The organism is Dolichospermum sp. UHCC 0352 (genome assembly GCF_009711925.1).
In the GTDB taxonomy this organism is placed as follows: Bacteria; Cyanobacteriota; Cyanobacteriia; order Cyanobacteriales; family Nostocaceae; genus Dolichospermum; species Dolichospermum lemmermannii.
Genome location: NZ_VIKY01000220.1, coordinates 1 through 17,051 on the forward strand (window position 1 = coordinate 1; position 17,051 = coordinate 17,051).

Annotated in this window: 17 protein-coding genes, 1 tRNA gene and 1 pseudogene; 8 read left to right on the forward strand and 11 right to left on the reverse strand. The window is 39.0% G+C overall.

Annotated features, from left to right (window positions below; genetic code table 11):
- The first annotated feature begins 285 nt into the window (after window positions 1-285).
- From FJR06_RS15445 to FJR06_RS15455, 3 genes are all read left to right on the forward strand, one after another.
- Window positions 286-2,370, forward strand: a complete 2,085-nt coding sequence (locus FJR06_RS15445; protein ID WP_168651742.1) for a cadherin domain-containing protein — start codon at window positions 286-288, stop codon at window positions 2,368-2,370.
- A gap of 86 nt (window positions 2,371-2,456) precedes the next feature.
- On the forward strand, window positions 2,457-3,020 hold the full coding sequence (locus tag FJR06_RS15450; RefSeq protein ID WP_148279051.1) for a PEP-CTERM sorting domain-containing protein: 564 nt from the start codon (window positions 2,457-2,459) through the stop codon (window positions 3,018-3,020).
- Window positions 3,021-3,044: 24 nt separating this feature from the next.
- On the forward strand, window positions 3,045-3,503 hold the full coding sequence (locus tag FJR06_RS15455; RefSeq protein ID WP_015080530.1) for a peroxiredoxin: 459 nt from the start codon (window positions 3,045-3,047) through the stop codon (window positions 3,501-3,503).
- A 49-nt stretch (window positions 3,504-3,552) separates the two neighbouring features.
- Here the strand turns inward: FJR06_RS15455 and hpf are convergent, their stop codons facing one another.
- On the reverse strand, window positions 3,553-4,188 hold the full coding sequence (gene hpf / locus FJR06_RS15460; RefSeq protein WP_015080529.1) for a ribosome hibernation-promoting factor, HPF/YfiA family: 636 nt from the start codon (window positions 4,186-4,188) through the stop codon (window positions 3,553-3,555).
- Between the two features lie 933 nt (window positions 4,189-5,121).
- Here hpf and lipB point away from each other — a divergent pair.
- From lipB to FJR06_RS15485, 5 genes are all read left to right on the forward strand, one after another.
- The gene (gene lipB, locus FJR06_RS15465) at window positions 5,122-5,817 is read left to right on the forward strand and encodes a lipoyl(octanoyl) transferase LipB (protein WP_168651743.1); all 696 of its coding nucleotides are present in this window, start codon (window positions 5,122-5,124) and stop codon (window positions 5,815-5,817) included.
- A 147-nt stretch (window positions 5,818-5,964) separates the two neighbouring features.
- Complete coding sequence (gene msrA / locus FJR06_RS15470) at window positions 5,965-6,630, forward strand: peptide-methionine (S)-S-oxide reductase MsrA (protein WP_168651744.1); 666 nt, start codon at window positions 5,965-5,967, stop codon at window positions 6,628-6,630.
- Between the two features lie 127 nt (window positions 6,631-6,757).
- Window positions 6,758-7,633, forward strand: coding sequence for a M48 family metallopeptidase (locus FJR06_RS15475; RefSeq protein ID WP_015080526.1), 876 nt, complete (start codon window positions 6,758-6,760; stop codon window positions 7,631-7,633).
- A 23-nt stretch (window positions 7,634-7,656) separates the two neighbouring features.
- On the forward strand, window positions 7,657-8,754 hold the full coding sequence (locus FJR06_RS15480; RefSeq protein WP_168651745.1) for an alpha-hydroxy acid oxidase: 1,098 nt from the start codon (window positions 7,657-7,659) through the stop codon (window positions 8,752-8,754).
- 65 nt (window positions 8,755-8,819) lie between these two features.
- Window positions 8,820-8,903 (forward strand) — tRNA-Leu (locus FJR06_RS15485).
- A gap of 505 nt (window positions 8,904-9,408) precedes the next feature.
- On the opposite strand, the gene FJR06_RS15490 is transcribed toward FJR06_RS15485, so the two are convergent.
- From FJR06_RS15490 to FJR06_RS15535, 10 genes and pseudogenes are all read right to left on the reverse strand, one after another.
- The gene (locus FJR06_RS15490) at window positions 9,409-11,652 is read right to left on the reverse strand and encodes a polysaccharide biosynthesis tyrosine autokinase (protein ID WP_168651746.1); all 2,244 of its coding nucleotides are present in this window, start codon (window positions 11,650-11,652) and stop codon (window positions 9,409-9,411) included.
- A gap of 312 nt (window positions 11,653-11,964) precedes the next feature.
- Window positions 11,965-12,540: a WcaF family extracellular polysaccharide biosynthesis acetyltransferase gene (locus tag FJR06_RS15495; protein ID WP_168651747.1), complete on the reverse strand. Its 576-nt coding sequence runs from the start codon at window positions 12,538-12,540 to the stop codon at window positions 11,965-11,967.
- On the reverse strand, window positions 12,488-13,123 hold the full coding sequence (locus tag FJR06_RS15500) for a YdcF family protein (RefSeq protein ID WP_015080522.1): 636 nt from the start codon (window positions 13,121-13,123) through the stop codon (window positions 12,488-12,490). The genes FJR06_RS15495 and FJR06_RS15500 overlap by 53 nt, the downstream gene beginning before the upstream one ends.
- Before the next feature lie 12 nt (window positions 13,124-13,135).
- Window positions 13,136-13,315: pseudogene (locus FJR06_RS24420) on the reverse strand (glycosyltransferase family 2 protein); the annotation flags it as partial.
- 203 nt (window positions 13,316-13,518) lie between these two features.
- The gene (locus tag FJR06_RS15510) at window positions 13,519-13,905 is read right to left on the reverse strand and encodes a type II toxin-antitoxin system VapC family toxin (protein WP_168651748.1); all 387 of its coding nucleotides are present in this window, start codon (window positions 13,903-13,905) and stop codon (window positions 13,519-13,521) included.
- Window positions 13,902-14,162 carry a DUF2281 domain-containing protein gene (locus FJR06_RS15515; RefSeq protein WP_015080520.1) on the reverse strand — a complete coding sequence of 87 codons (261 nt, stop codon included), beginning with the start codon at window positions 14,160-14,162 and terminating at the stop codon, window positions 13,902-13,904. Before FJR06_RS15515 ends, FJR06_RS15510 begins: the two co-directional genes overlap by 4 nt.
- 5 nt (window positions 14,163-14,167) lie before the next feature.
- Window positions 14,168-14,950, reverse strand: coding sequence for a glycosyltransferase family 2 protein (locus FJR06_RS15520; protein ID WP_168651749.1), 783 nt, complete (start codon window positions 14,948-14,950; stop codon window positions 14,168-14,170).
- A gap of 26 nt (window positions 14,951-14,976) precedes the next feature.
- Window positions 14,977-15,621: a bifunctional 2-polyprenyl-6-hydroxyphenol methylase/3-demethylubiquinol 3-O-methyltransferase UbiG gene (locus tag FJR06_RS15525; protein WP_168651750.1), complete on the reverse strand. Its 645-nt coding sequence runs from the start codon at window positions 15,619-15,621 to the stop codon at window positions 14,977-14,979.
- A 245-nt stretch (window positions 15,622-15,866) separates the two neighbouring features.
- Entirely contained in the window at window positions 15,867-16,172 is a 306-nt protein-coding gene (locus FJR06_RS15530; RefSeq protein WP_371724115.1) for a hypothetical protein, read from the reverse strand.
- The gene (locus FJR06_RS15535; protein WP_168651751.1) at window positions 16,173-16,985 is read right to left on the reverse strand and encodes a Uma2 family endonuclease; all 813 of its coding nucleotides are present in this window, start codon (window positions 16,983-16,985) and stop codon (window positions 16,173-16,175) included.
- Between the last annotated feature and the right edge of the window lie 66 nt (window positions 16,986-17,051).

A 17,051-nucleotide genomic window follows, 5' to 3' on the forward strand; every position in this document is an offset into this window, starting at 1 on the left:
TGCCTAAAATCACAACCTAAAACTTTTCAAACAACCTCTTAACTCCTGAAATTATTCCCTGCCTATTAGACTATCTCCGAAAATTAAATGGGCGTGGTTTGAAACCATTGTAAAGACGTTCCATGGAACGTCTCTACAATCTTTACCGGAGATGTCTATTACTTAGGGCTTGCTCGATAAACCGAAAACCTCAATAAATTAAGGTGTCTTCAGTCCGCAGAGTGTCAAGACACCGTTGTGTACAGTTATTGTCAGAATTCATTTAGACAAGTCGAAGAAAATATTATGGCATTCAGTATTAAAATCCAACTATTTGCTGATAATGACGGTCTTATCAGCGATGCTGTTGATAGCGTTATGGCTGGAAACAGTTTTTATGCACAAATTTTAGTTGGTGACTTCCGTAGTGATGCAGTCGGATTAATTGGTTTTTTGTCTTCCATACAATGGAATCCAAATATTCTACAATCTTTGGATGATCCTTTTAACCCTGATGAAGTTATTACCTCAAACTTTCCCGCCGTTTTTGGTGGTACTTTAGATAACACTGTTGGGCGGATTGGCGATTTAGAAGCGGGGGCTTTACCTGCATTTGATTTCGGTCAAGCAATAGGTGTTGATAAACTAGAACCCTTTGCTACTCTTCATTTTTTAGCCGAAGCAGATGTTACCGCTTCAGATTTTGTCCTGATTCCTAATCTATCGGGCTTGGCTTTTACCGATGATTATGTAAATAATGCACCCCTGATTCCCACCCCAGGGGCTTTTCTAGAAAATAGTAATAATATTATTCTCACAGTTTCTGACCCTAATCCACAAGATACTGTAACCTTTGCTATTACAGGGGGAGTGGATCAATCTTTATTTACCCTTGATCCCGCAACGGGTCAACTCACGTTTAATAGTATTCCTGATTTTGAAAATCCCATTGATAGTAATCAAGATAATATTTATGAGGTGCAGATTACAGCCCACGATAATTTTGGGGAACCGGCAACGACTACTCTGAGGGGTTTAACTGTCTCTGCACTGAATATACAAGTTGCCAATGTTAACGAAACCCCAACAAATCTAACCCTTAGTAATACCAATATTAACGAAAATGTCGCCCCTCTGACTGTAGTTGAAGATTTCAGCACCACAGATCCTGATGCGGGTAATACTTTCACCTATACTCTGATAAGTGGTGTGGGAGACACTGATAATAATCTCTTTACTATTAGTAGTAATCAACTGAAAATTAATGCTTCTCCCGATTTTGAAACTAAGAGTAGTTACAGCATCCTTGTCAAAACCACAGACCAAGGGGGGTTAAGTTACGAAAAACAATTAACTATTGGGGTCAATGATCTTAACGAAGCCCCAACAAGTCTAACCCTTAGCAATAACAGTATTAACGAAAATGTTGCTCTTCTCACTGTAATCGGAGATTTCAGCGCCACAGATCCTGATGCAGGTAACACATTATTTACCTATAGCCTGGTAAACGGTGCAGGAGACACGGATAATAATGTCTTTACCATTAGTAGCAATCAACTAAAAATTAATGCTTCTCCCGATTTTGAAACTAAGAATAGTTACAACATCCGTGTCCAAACCACAGACCAAGGAGGGTTAAGTTATGAAAAACAATTAACTATTGGTGTTAATAATGTTAACGAAACCCCAACAAATCTCATCCTTAGTAATACCAGTGTTAACGAAAATGTTGCCCTTCTGACTGTAATCGGAGATTTCAGTACCACGGATATTGATACGGGTAATACCTTCAGTTATAGCCTGGTAAACGGTGCAGGAGACACGGATAATAATGTCTTTACCATTAGTAGCAATCAACTAAAAATTAATGCTTCTCCCGATTTTGAAACTAAGAATAGTTACAGCATCCGTGTCAAAACCACAGACCAAGGGGGGTTAAGTCATGAAAAACAATTAACTATTGGTGTTAATGATCTCAATGAAATTATTGGTAATCCTTCAATTAACAATGGACGTAACCCAATTGTAGGAACTGCTGTTTCTGACTACATTATAGGCGGTCCAGGGGCAAAAACCATTACCGGAGGTGCGGGTAATGATTTGTTCGTATTTACCGATCTTCGAGATGTGGGACAACGGATTACGGATTTTACTGTGGGAGCAGACAAAATTGTTCTTACTAAATTAATCAGTAGTATAAGTTATAATGGCACTAATCCTATTGCGGATCAATACATCAGATTTGTAGCGGGAACAGGTAGTAATACTGGTAGTACCTTTTTGCAAATTGATCGGGATGGGATTTCCGGTAGTGCCATATTTAAGAACTTCCTTCAGATTGACAACATCACTACCACCCAGTTAAATAACGTTGATAACTTTGTCTTTTAACATTTTCTATCAGGACCTCTATGTTGACTCAACTTAAAAACCCTCTGATCACCATCGGTATAACCTTGTCCACTGGTATCAGTTTCATGGCAATCTCTGCTCCTGCTTACTCTATCACCTTAGTTAATTTAAACACTTTTAACTCCATTGGAGATGTTAGTAGTAACAAAACAGTTATTTACTCAGGTTTATTGAATACGGTTATTACTGGTGGTGGTACTGATAGTTTAGAGGCATTTCTGAGTATTGATCCGAACAATTTTTCAAATGCTATTCCAGACAATCAATATGGTTCAGCCATTAAAAGTACCTTCACTAACATCAATTCTGGAGATGTGTTTAGCTTCAACTGGGATTTTACAAGCACAGATCAAGATCAAGCTTTTGTAACGATTGCCAATAATATTCAACCCTTAACTGGTAATAATGGTACTTATAACTATGCCTTCACTTCACCGGGAAGTTATAATGTTGGTATTGGGGTTGTTGACGTTAATGATTCAACAGGTCAATCAACTCTCACCCTAAGTAATGCTCAAATTCAGGCTGTTCCTTGGGAAACTGATACCCTACCAATATTAGGTAGTACAATTCTTTTTGGTATTGGTGTTTGGGCTAAACGTAAATACACTGACAATTCTAAATCTTGACACTCCCTAATTAATAATTTTAATATGTCTATCAAAGTTGGAGATACCGCGCCTAATTTTAGTCTACCTACCCAAAACGGCGAAAATGTTAGCTTGGCAGACTTTCGGGGTAAAAAATCCGTTGTTCTCTATTTTTATCCCAAGGATGATACACCAGGATGTACTATAGAATCTTGCGCTTTTCGAGATCAATATGCAGTATTTCAAGCCGCTGGCGCTGAAGTTATTGGTGTGAGTGGTGACTCTAGCGACTCTCATCAAAAGTTTGCAAATAAATACAATTTACCTTTTACACTTTTAAGTGATCAAGGTGATAAAGTCCGAAAACAATATGGTGCAACTACCGCTTTTGGTTTTATTCCCGGCCGAGTCACCTATGTGATTGACAAAAATGGTGTGGTTCAGTATGTACTTGATTCCATGTTGAACTTTAAAGGCCACGTTGAAGAAGCATTGAAAACCCTGCAACAACTAGCAGCATAAATTAAGATCCCCGACTTCTCAGAGAAGTCGGGGATCTGACTCTCGATAATTAAACTCTAGATTTTTCTGCTACACCAACATGAGCAGATTTGCCATTTTTACCGTTGCCGTTACCGTTATTACGAGGTTGAATTACTCCATAACCGCCGTGATTACGTTCATAAATGACGTTAATCTCTCCACTTTCTGCATTATGAAACATATAAAAGTCATGTCCCACCAGTTGCAGTTGTTCTTGCGCTTCTGCCAATGTCATTGGTGGCATGGAGAAGTATTTGGTGCGAACAACCTCTTGGGGTAATTCAGCGGTGCGATCGCCTATTAAATCCGCTGCAACAGTTTCGGGTGCTACTACTTCGTTAGTTGATATAGGTTGAGTTTTATGATCCTGCCTTTTTTCCTTATATTTCCGTAATTGCCGAGCAATTTTGTCTGCAACTAGGTCAATACTTGCATATAAGCTTTCGCTGCTTTCTTCCGCACGGATAACACTACCATTAGCATAAATAGTTACTTCTGCCGCTTGCTTCGTACTTATTCGGGGATTGCGAGCTACGCTTAAATGGACATCCACTTGATTGGTGATGTTCTGGAAGTGACTAACTGCCTTTTCAATCTTTTGATGCACATATTCACGAATTGCATCAGTGATTTCAATATTTTTACCGTGGATGACAAGCTTCATGTAAACTCTCCCGCTCAATATTATATGTGATGTTTTCAGTTAGGAATAGAAATTGCGGTAAGGCCTATCACTGCCACCAGCATAAATCGCCACCTATCCCTAAGACATTGCCTTTTAGCATTTTTAACACTTCTTACATCGTCATGTTTGCGCTATTTATCGTCTTGTTTCCAACTGTTTACCAAGGAATTGGCTGTTTGAAGCAAAACTATTGAATTAGGCCTTTTGAGATATATTTCTTTTAAACGCCTAGTTCTATGGAACTTTACCAAAATAGGAGTGCTTGCCGTTCTATAAAACTTACCCAAAATTACCAAAGTCTAGACACATCTGGACAGCGATAACCTTAGTGTTTACTTCCTGCTTCATCACGGTCTTAGAATGGCTTCTAAGAGGTTTTTCCGCTCCACAGGCAATCTCGGTAGAACTTACCGTTTCTGACCGTAGTTCCTAAAAGGAACCCTTTTCTTGTCCCCCAGTCTTGTTCACTATTGTATAGAGAATACAACCATTTTGGGAAATTTGATCCTGATTGATACAAATAAATTTTTAAGTTGCCATCAGTCAGTAAATTAGCTGGTATTGTCTTAGCTTAATGCTCTTCTTCCAACGCCCATTCAGGTTATATATTCAAACTAGCACCTTGTGGTTTATAAAATATATTTCCTTGACGTTCCTTTAAGATCCTTTGCATAGCTTGACATTTGTTCGTTATATTTTTGGGAAATAAGAGGTAAGTAGCTTGACACAATTAAATATAAAACCTCTCTCCAAACCTGTCCCCTACCAGGGGAGAGGCTTTGACTCCCCCTTCCCTGGCAGGGAAGGGGGTTGGGGGGTTAGGTTTATATTATATTTTTACATTTTTTAACGCCCACTTACTTATCGGGTGTCTTACCTCTTGCCTCTTTCTTGCTTATCACCTATTCACTGATGATTCCTAGCACTCAATTAACCCCGTACCGTTGTTTACTATATAATGTTGGCGTAATGCCTTATGAAACCGCTCATCAGTGGCAGCGATCGCTCGTTGCAGAACGCATTCACAATCCAGAACTAGATGATGTCTTAATTCTACTAGAACATCCCCCCGTCTACACCTTGGGGACAGCAGCGAATCCAGAATTTATTAAATTTAATCTTGACAAAAGTAATTATGATGTGCATCGCATTGAAAGAGGCGGCGAAGTTACCTATCATTGTCCCGGACAATTGGTAGGTTATCCCATTTTAAACTTACGTCATTACCGTCAAGACTTGCATTGGTACTTGCGTCAACTTGAGGAAGTATTAATTCGCGTTTTAGCAAATTACGACTTGAAAGGAGAACGGATTCCTGGTTTTACCGGAGTTTGGCTAGAAGGATACAAGATTGCCGCCATCGGCATAAAAGTGAGTAAATGGATTACCATGCACGGTTTTTCCTTAAATGTTTGTCCAGACATGACAGGATTTAAACAAATTATCCCCTGTGGTATTATTGATAAACCAGTCAGCAGTTTAGCCGCATGGATTCCTGACATTACCTGTAACCAAGTCCGTCCTTTTGTCAATCAATGTTTTGCAGAAGTATTTGGTGTGGAATTTGAGGTTGATAAATCTCCGACTAGCACCGCAGTGCGGAATTAAAAATTAAAAATTAAAAATTAAAAAAGCAGATTACACAAGCTTTTGTCAAATTTTTAATGGTTGATTGACTTACGCCGTTGTGTACTAGCTGCAAAAATCTTTACAATAAAAAAGAATAGCAATCAAACATAATACAAATTAAAAATCATGGGAATATTCGGATTTGGCAAAAAGTCAGCCATACCTACACCTGAGCAAGCCTTACTAGGACGCGCAGAAGTAATGCGAGTATCAGTACAACATTATGTTAATAAAAATCGTCTTCAAGCACCTTTTCCCCAAGGCTTAGAAACCGCTATGTTTGGTTTAGGCTGTTTTTGGGGAGCAGAACGCAAATTTTGGCAACAAGAAGGAGTTTACACCACTGCGGTAGGATATGCGGCTGGTTACACACCCAACCCCACCTATCAAGAAGTCTGTAGTGGCATGACCGGTCACAATGAAGTAGTATTAGTAGTGTTTGACCCCAAAATCATTACTTATTCCCAACTGTTGAAAGTTTTCTGGGAAAGTCACAACCCCACCCAAGGAATGCGTCAAGGGAATGATGCTGGTACTCAATACCGTTCAGGAATTTACGTTTATTCACAAGAGCAAAAACAACTAGCAACAGCATCACAGAACGCTTATCAACCAGCCCTCAGCAGTGCTGGGTATGGCAAAATTACCACAGAAATTTTAGATGCACCAGAATTTTATTATGCTGAAGAATACCATCAGCAATATTTAGCCAAAAACCCCGGTGGTTATTGTGGTTTAGGTGGTACTAACGTAGCTTGTCCCGTAGGTATTCCTGAAGCACAAGTTAGTTAGAACCATAGAAATCAACATCATATCGTAGGTTGGGTTGACGCAAGGAAACCCAACAAAATCCTCGATCATCTTGGGTTTTGTTATGTCAAAAACACTAGAATTCACATTTTCTCTTACTTTAAATACTATGTCCTTACTCAAAACCTCGCTTACAGGCTTAAAAGCAGACTCATTCCGTCATCCTCTGGACTTGGAAGCTACTAAAACTCTCAAACAAATTCCCGGTTTAGATATGATGGTGAGAAATTTGCTCGGTCCCATGGCCGAACAGGTTTTCTATGTGGAAAATATCGCTTCTAGTATTTTAGTAGGAGAAAAACAACTTCCTGATTTACACAAATTATTATTAGAAGCTTGTCAAATTCTGGATATTGATCCACCTCAGTTATATGTGCGTCAACATCCAGCCCCTAACGCTTACACCTTTGCCATGCGAGGTAAACAGCCTTTTGTGGTTATTCATACATCCTTGATTGAAATCCTCACCCCTGAAGAGATACAGGCTGTAATTGCCCATGAATTAGGTCATCTTAAATGTGATCATAGCGTGTATTTAACACCTGTGAATTTATTGATTTTAGCTGCTGCCATTGTCCCAAATGTCGGTGCTGTTTTGGCTCAAGCTATTCAGTCACAATTATTAGAATGGGTCCGCTGTGCTGAGTTTACCTGCGATCGCGCCGCTTTGTTAGCTACCCAAAATCCGAAAGTTGTCATGTCAGTATTAATGAAGTTAGCCGGCGGTTCTCCCAGTTTAGCCCCCCAACTCAATTTAGATGCCTTTGTTGACCAAGCTCGTGCCTATGATGACATTAGTAAAACGGAATTGGGAGAAATGGTCAAATCCGCCCGCACAGCCCAATTAAGTCATCCTGTCCCCGTATTACGAGCGAAGGAAATTGACCGTTGGGCAGGTAGTCAAGAGTACCAAAAATTAGTGCAAAATCACGGCATTAATCACAAAAGTGAAACTATATCTCAAGGTGGATGGAGGAATTGGTAGATTTTGCTAGAGTCAATCAAGATATGAATTCTTTATCAGCGATTAATTTATTTGGATATGAACAACTAGCAAAAGAGCATCTTTCCCAGATGGCTTTTGATTATTACAGCAGTGGTGCATGGGATGAAGTGACCTTGCGGGATAATCTCGCTGCTTTTACAAGAGTGAAACTTCGTCCGAAAATGTTAGTTGATGTTAGTAACATTAACCTCACTACCCAGGTTTTAGGGGAATCTTTGCAATTACCCCTATTAATCGCACCCATGGCTTTTCAATGTCTGGCTGATCCAGAAGGAGAAATTGCTACAGCCTTAGCTGCGGCTGATGCAGGTGTGGGCATGGTGTTGAGTACCCTTGCTACCAAGAGTTTAGAAGAAGTTGCCACAGTTGCCAATGGTTTGCAATGGTTTCAGCTTTACATCCATAAAGATCAGGGTTTAACTCAGGCTTTGGTGCAACGAGCATACACCGCAGGATACAAAGCAATTTGTCTGACTGTAGATGCGCCTATGTTGGGAAAAAGAGAACGAGATCAGCGCAATGAGTTCACTTTACCTCCTGGCTTGCATCCCGCTAATTTAACTAATATCTCTGGTTTGGACATTCCCCAAGCATCAGGAGAATCTGGTTTATTGACTTATTTTGCTCAACAAATTAACCCCGCAGTCACTTGGAAGGATTTGGAATGGTTACAATCTCTGAGTCCCCTACCTTTGGTAGTGAAAGGAATTTTACGGGCTGATGATGCTGTGCGGGCTGTAGAATATGGAGCGCAAGCAATTGTAGTTTCTAATCACGGTGGTAGACAATTAGATGGAGCGATCGCTTCTTTGGATGCTTTACCTGATATTATCGCCGCAGTAGACGGTAAAGCCGAAGTCCTATTGGATGGTGGTATCCGTCGGGGTACAGATATCCTCAAAGCCTTAGCTTACGGTGCTAAAGCCGTACTCATTGGCCGTCCGGTGTTATGGGGATTAGCGGTAGCTGGAAAAATTGGCGTATCTCACATCATTTCCTTACTACAAGATGAGTTAAATTTGGCAATGGCTCTGAGTGGTTGTGCCAGTTTGGGGGATATTGATTCTAGTTTGGTGAGCCAATTACCAAAAAATTTCTAAATTAAATCTAATTACCTCTTGCCAAACTAAAAAAAATAGGCTATACTTACAAAAGTGACACCCAAGGGCGGGTGGCGGAATTGGTAGACGCACCGCACTCAAAATGCGGCGGCCGTGAGGTCATAGGAGTTCGATTCTCCTCCTGCCCATTTAGAAAAATAAATTCGAGTCACAGATACGAAATAATGTCTGTGACTGGTTTCTCGTGAATATTTCTTTGCTTAATACAGCGGTTTCCGCTCTTATGATGTACAAAGGTGGTGGGGGCATCTTAGCCGCTAGATATGTACCTCATAGCACCGGGAAGTGCTGTATAATTCCGAAATTAAGTAGGGCTGGCTGAATAAAGCTATACTCAACACGGCTTATTCATTTGATTCTGTGGGTAGGGGTTTAGCACTGCTAAACCCCTACAAATTTAGGTTTTTCATAATTTCCTAAAAGTCCATGTCCCAACCGTGTTTAGTATAAAGCCGTTTATTAAAAAGCGTTTCGTGGATTTTTAGAACAAAAAAATGCAAAGTTTTGGTTTATGGTGTCTCAAAACAGTTGCATTTTTCCTTGTCGGATCTAGGAAATTGAGGATATCCAGATAGGTGAAACAGTTAAGATTTCCCCACCCATGGCTTAAGCCACGCCTCGCTATCAGCAAACCTAACTAACCGCTTGACTCTTAGTATAGTAATATGAACTATACCTATAATTATAGTTATATCCGAGTCCTCGGAATTTGTCGCCGTTGACTACTAATCCTAGTAAATTGATGGGAGATGCTTTTAGCGTATGAACAAGTTGCTTTGCGATTGATTTATCTGTTTTATCAATTCTTACAACTAGCATCACACCATCAGTATGAACTGCTACCAATCTAGCATCTACTAATCCTGACAAAGGAGGAGTATCATAAATCACTAGATCAAAATGCTCGGTGAAATAGTCCATTAGTTGACTCATTTTATCTGATGAGAGCAACCGGGCAGGATCGGGTGGTACAGGACCTGCGGTAATCACAGATAAATCATTAAATCCAGGCACTTTTTGAATTACTTGCTCTACATCTATATCTGAAGAAATTAAACTAGTTATTCCCCACAGATTATTTAATTTTGATATTTTGTGAACCTTGGGTTTGCGGAGGTCACAATCTACAAGTAATACTTTTTTCCCCATGACCGCGGCTGTTTTTGCCAAGCTAAATGCCACCGTACTTTTACCATCTCCGGGGACAGCAGAGGAAACAACTAAAGACTTAATTGGTCGATCAGAATTAAGCAGTTGAATATTACTATATAAAACTTGCAAGGATTCCCAAAATGATCCCTGTCCATAATAATAGCTGGATCGGGAAGGACGACGAGGAGAAGTGTTAGATTCATCACTTACCATAAGAGGGTCTACAACTACTTCTGGTTCTTGATCTTTTCCTCTCTTTCTCAGGTTGAAAGATCGACTCCCAACTAAGTTTTTATTAAAGGGAAGAGATCCTAATAAAGGCACTCCCATCTTATCCTGGACATTTTCAATACTGTGATAGGTATCATCAGTCTGTTCTCTGAGAAAAGCAGCACCTATGCCCAACAAAGAACTAGCCACAAATCCCAATAGTAAACTCCGGGGAACATTTGGGGAAATTGGATATCTTGGTAGAGTAAATGCTTGGATTAATTCCCAAGGTAGTTCTGTTTGTGCTACGTCTATTTGTAATTGTTCACGTTTAGCTAAAAACCTCGTCAAACTCTCATTTGCTAGTTGTAAATTCAGTTGAATGTCAGTGTATTGTCTAGAGAGAATTGGTAGTTGTTTTAATTCGCTTTGTAATTGTTGTTCTGCTTGTGTCAGTTGTTGATTATCTACTTCTACTTTCCGAACGAGAACAGCCGCTTGAGCTATTCTAGTGTTCAAAATTCGTTTTGCTTCTGCATTGATAATAGGTAAGAGATTGTTTCTTTTCTCTTGTAAGGTTTGAATAACTGGGTTATCAGTTTGAAATCGAGCTAATTCTCCAGATATTTGAGTATCTAATTGGCGCTGTTGGGCAATTAACTGTTGGTAAAGAGGAGCATCATTGAGAATGGCCAATTGTTCTTCTGGTGTCTGCAATCTCAGATAATTATTTTTAGCAGCGGCTAACTGTTGATTTACAGATAGTCGTTGTTGTGCCAAAGATTGGAGTTTTCCAGTAATTATTCCAGATTGGCTTTCTGGACTAATAAAATTGTATTTTTGGCGAAATATTTGCATTTCTTTTTGCAACTGTGTCACCCGATTTTGGATATTGGGTAGTTGTTGATTCACAAATTTAACGCCTTGACTTAGTTTGGTTTGCCGCTTGTCTAGGCTGTATTTTAAATAGAATTGAGAAAATGTATTCAAGACGAATTGAATTTCTTGAGGATTATTACTTTGATAGCTGATTTCGATGATTTTTGTTGTTCCAACACGACGAATATTTAAACTTGAAACAAGGGAATTATAGGTAATTTCAGGATATGATTGTTGCAATGTTTTAATAATTGGTTCTAGCAGTTCTGAACTTTTGAGAACTTGAATTTGACTTTCGTAATCTAGTCCAGGTTTAGAAAAAGTAGATTCTACCTCCAGGTTTATTTTCCCTACTTGATCATCATTATTAACAGGTTCAACTAAGATTTGAAAGTTTCCTTGATATATAGGTTCTTGATTCAGTGTTGAATAAGTAACACCAGTCATACCAGCAGAAATAACCGCTACAATGATAATCGCTCGGCGTTGTAAAAGTTCAAAAAAGCTCTTAAAACTTAGACCATCAGACTGTTCCTGTTCAGCAAACTGAGAAAATGTAGAATCTGGAAATGATCCAGATGTAGGAATGATGCTATTGATAGAATTGGTCTGGTTTGTAATTTGCTTATTAAGCATTGATTTCTATTGTGTAAGTGGTAAGGGAATGATATATAAACGTTTTTACTATTGTGAAGAAATTGCTATTTGTTAATTCCACAACTCAATTAAGCTGGAAGATATACTTAAATGGAATTTGTCATAAACCAAACCTTGGTATAATTTTCATGCCTGAGATTTTGTATAAACTTAGAGATAATTAGGTCATGCCACTATTTTAAGCTTCTGGAATACCAAAAACAATGTATTTGCACATTATACTCTTACTCATCCAGTATTTGTATATATTGCCAAAACAGACAGTATTTTTTTATATACTAATTTTTGCAACTATTCATTTTTGGTGGTGGGAGACACAACATCTTCCCATTCTGTCCTTTTTTTGATTGGTTGAGCCGGATTTCCTGAGTAGATGATACTAGCTTCTAAGGATCTACCTGTGACACTACCTAATGCTAAAACTGCTCCCCTACCAATGGTGACACCAGGCCCAATGACTGATTTTGCTGCTATCCAACTACCTTCTTGGATATGAATGGGGGCAGGAATCAGTTTAAAATTGGGGTGATTCCAGTCATGATTACCAGTACAAAGATAAACGCCTTGGGATAAACACACATGATTTTCGATGACTACGGTTGCTAGATTGTCAATCCAGGTATTTTCTCCAATCCAAACATGATTACCAATGGTCAAGCGCCAGGGAAACTTAATGCGGACTCCAGGCTTGATATTCACACCTTTGCCGATACTAGCTCCAAAAAGCCTCAGTATCGAAACTTTTATAGATGAGATAGGTAGCCAATAACTTTCAACTAATGGTGAGCCAATAAAGTACCATAAAAGTTGTTGACTATATGGCGCTCCGGGTGTGTAGCTGCCGACTGTGTAATTGTCTAAACGCATAAAATGGGGGGCGAAAACGTGGGTTAAAGCTGGCTCCTGTCCGACCTGAGACAATCCACAACAGGGAACGTCCACTATCACGAACAATGCGAAGTATAGATTCTCTAGGTTGTGGAGAAGGGATAGAGATAGGAGTAAAAGTAATACCTTGACTTCCTAAAACTAAGGTAGCAATAGTTTTAGCTCTGGGCAGATGAAAGGCAGAGGTAATTAAGTAAATATGTTGAATATGGCGCTGTTGGAAATCTTTAACGAGCGTAGTAAAATTAGTAACAGTGTCAACAGCACGGTAGTCAAGGTGAATGCGATAAGTGGGAATAGCTACAGCTTGGAAAATGGAAAAAGCTTGGGCTGGGGGAGCGCCACTAGAGATCCAAATATCTAAATTGGGATGGTTTTGAGCAAATTCTGCGGTAAATCTTTCCCGATCCGGACTACCACCAAGGGTAAAGATAACTTGGGGATAGGGGGCTTGGTAGGAAGCGATCGCTATTCGGATGGGTATAATACTTAGAAATATCATGATCAAGCCTGTGGAGGCAAAAACTACATACTTTGCAATTTTGCAATGCAACAATTTCATTAGAGATATTACTTAAAGTTTCAATTTCTCTGCTTCAATTATATGTATGCTGAGGAGAATTTCTGCCAATACTCGCTGAAATGTATAATACCAACCATGCCAACCGTCAAGAATACCACCTTTGATAATCAGACAATAGACTAAAATTATTAAAGGTGCTAAAACTTTCTTTTTGCGGATGCGATCGCTGATTAATTTAGATTTCTGTTATGATCTTATTTAGGCGATTTCTAGGTCGCGCTATCTCTATTCCTTCGGAACGCTATGCGAACGAGTCCCGTCAGGGATACGCTATCGCATTTCCCAAGAAAAACTTTAAAGCAAGTATCTAATTGGAAAGATTCATTCGCTCAACAATAAACCTCGACAGGGAAAATCTGATCAAATTATTGTGTCTACCACAATCTTTGGATTGAGTAGCTGTCGAAGGCAGAATCTACACTGAGAATTGGCATTTGGCTGGCTATGGACTGAGCTATGAGCATCCGATCAAAGGGATCTCGATGGTGGGGGGGAAGGCTACCTAAAGTCCAAATATGGGCTAATTCAAGAGGCAGCAATTGGATGTCATTAATCTGCTGCTGGACGGCTAACAGTTCGGATAAGGTCATATCAAAGCGGAGTTTACCCAACTGGAGTTTAATTTGCATTTCCCAGATGCTGGCTATACTCAGGAAAAGGATATTGCTTCGGTCTAAAATCAGGCTACTGGCTTTTGTAGAAAGTTTATCTGGACAGATGCCGCACCAAATGAAAGAATGGGTATCTAGCAATAGATTCATTCTTCACCTAGCCAAAATTCATCCGGGAGGGGATTGTTAAAGTCTTCGCTCATCCATCCTTTGCCTTTTTGGAGTCCAAGAATCCGAGGTGGTTGGGGAATAATGTCTTTAATGTGTGGGTGGACATATTTTTGGCTAAGGAACTCAATGAAGTCTTCAATTTGCTGAAGCTGTTCGGGAGGAAGTGCTTGGATCTTGTTGAGTAGTATCTCTGGCTTAGGGATGATTTGGGTTGTCATATTACCGTCGGGGTTCATGTTTTTTATTTTTGGGTTCGCTCAATATCTATTTTCTCTGCTTCTATTATATGTATACTCAGCAATATTTCTGCCAATACTCTCTGAAATGTATAATACCATCCATGCCAACCATCGAGAATAGCACCTTTGAGGATGAGACAATAGATGAAGATTATTAAAGGTGCGAGGATTTTGCGTTTACGAAGGCGATCGCCTATACTAAGTTCATGCTCTGGTGTTTCTAGAAGTTTTTTACTTTCAATTACCATATAACGATCTTGCGCCCATAACCAACGACTCAATGGTTTGCGATCGTCGTGGTGGATGTATGCTGATAGTTGACTGGATTTACCTTGTACAATCACTTTATGAGCGTGTCCATCATCTTGATAAATTGCTTTTTCTCTTTTATAAAGGACTTTGCGGGGTGGAAGCAAAGTACCACGTAAGGGTTTACCAAAAACACAGTATTTGAACCTGACACTATAACTATTTATATCTGACTCTATTGGCAAAGATGTAATTTCCCGAATTAAATCATCGGTTAATATATAATCTGCATCTAGAGATAGTACCCATTCTGATGTAATTTTTGACAGTCCATAATTGCATTGACTAGCGAAGGAATCAAATTTCCTAGAAAATACTTCTAATTGAGGGTAGGAAGACAAAATTTCTAATGTTGTATCTGTGCTATAACTGTCAATAACAATGATTTTACTTGCCCATTTAAGTTTTTCCAGGGTACGGTTAATATTATTTTCTTCGTTATAGGTAAGGATGAGGGGAGTAATTTCTTCTAACATTAGGATATTCAAATAAATTCTTGTGATTAGACAATGGTACTAGAACACAACATACTTTTCCAAAGGTAGGGAAATCTACCCGCAAACTTAAACTTGATATTTGTACAGTTCTCTGATTTAAGTAAATCCGTCATAGTTGGTACAGAAAAGAATTTGATATGACCACCATCCCAAAGAGCGGTAAAATGGTTGTCCATTTTCCCTGTAGCAGCCATAACTAAGTTTTTTAGATAACCATGATAGGGTGTGGTAAGTATTAAACGACCATTGGGTTTGAGGAGTTTTTTAGCGCTTCTGACTAATTCTTTAGGATAAAATAAATGCTCAATTACCTCAATAGAAATCACAATATCAAAGTTGTTTCCTAGTTCAGAATATGGTAAATCGTAAATGCTACCTTGAATAAAGTGACAATTGGGAAAAGTTTGATTAGCCAATTTTACACCTGATTCAGATTCTTCAACACCAACAACCTCATAACCCTGCTGTGCTAGGAAATTGCTTAAACTACCATTACCACAGCCAATATCTAAAATCCGAGGTTTTTGTTTATTGGGGGGGGGTAGCATTTCTGACATCATTTCCATAAGTGGTTTTAGCAAATAACCATGATGATGTCCAGCTTGACTATCTTGATAAGAATATTCGTATTGGTTAGGTGTGTTAGTCATTTGTTTGAATAGATCATTTGGTAAGTTAGGTCTTTTACTGGAGATTCTAACCATTGATTAAAAATAGCGATCGCTGCTGGGATTTTTGCTATGATGGTTTATGTTTGTCTTTTATTCACATCTTTCTGATTATCCCATAATCCGCCAGGGAATTAATTCCCTGTCTAATAGCTCAAGTCTACTGAAGTAGACTAAAGATTAATTTTCAGTCCCCTGAAGTAAACTGGATTCTTGGTTTCGGTAACTTACAAGTCTTTTACTGGAGATTCTAACCATTGATTAAAAAGAGCGATCGCTGCTGGGATTTTTGCTACAATTACTTCTGTTTGCTTGGCTAGTTCTAATACTCTTTCTTTTCGCAGTTGCAGATTATAATTATGACGTGCTAAGTGTCTAAATTTGCGAGAATCATTTAATTGTAATAATAGTGAACCTTGCCATAAAGGAGGACGATTTTCTCCACCAATTTCTGCCATTTGTAACAATAGTTGTTCATGCCAATTTTCCGCTTTTGGCATACCTGCAGAAATGCTTTTTTCAGTTAATTTTATTTAGATCTCATCTAAATTGACTCCCAAAGCCCGCAATTTTTCAGCTAATTTGTCTGCCCGTTGTTTCTCCTGTTCTGCTCTTTCGGCAAAAGTAGGAATCCAATCACCATCTTGATTATACCAACGTAGCCACAAACCTTCTGTACCTTGATATTTTCCCGCCCAAACTCCTACTCCTAATTCCAACTCAGGAAACCAGAATTTTGGTTCTAACAGTTCCACTGCTTGATATTTTGTCCCAAATAGTTGAAATACTCGGAGACGATTTTCATATCTATCGAAAATAACATAATATGGCGATCGCAAATACTGTTCATAAGCCTGCCATTTTGTCGGCGGTTTATTCGCGCTTCTTAATGTTTGTCCTAAATCTTCTGCTTCCGTACCTGGTGATAATAATTCTACTATTAAAAATGGAGATAATCCTTCTTGCCAAATCACATAACTCCAGCGCATATCCTCCTGTTTTTCAGAAGCAGGCACTCCTAACACTAAAAACCAATCTGGTCTTTTATACCATGAATAATGGCGAGGATCATAGTATAAGTTTAAATCTGTACCAATGAACATTTCCTCCCTGGGATAAACGGGAGATTGACAGGTTTCCCGTAATAATTGCGGTTGAAAGTCATGAAATTCGTCTGGCAACCCTGGCTTCTCTGGATTTTCACTAGGTAAGTCATACATGGTTGGCATGGTTTCCCATGGTGGACGGGGATGAATTGTGGAGTCTAATTCTTCATTAATATCCTCACTGGGTAAATCATACATGGTGGGCAGGTTTTTGTGCGGAGGTGCTTCACTTTGATACATGATGACTATCTCCTGTGTTTCATCTTAACAAGAAGTCGGGGATATAAAAATTATATCTTCATACAC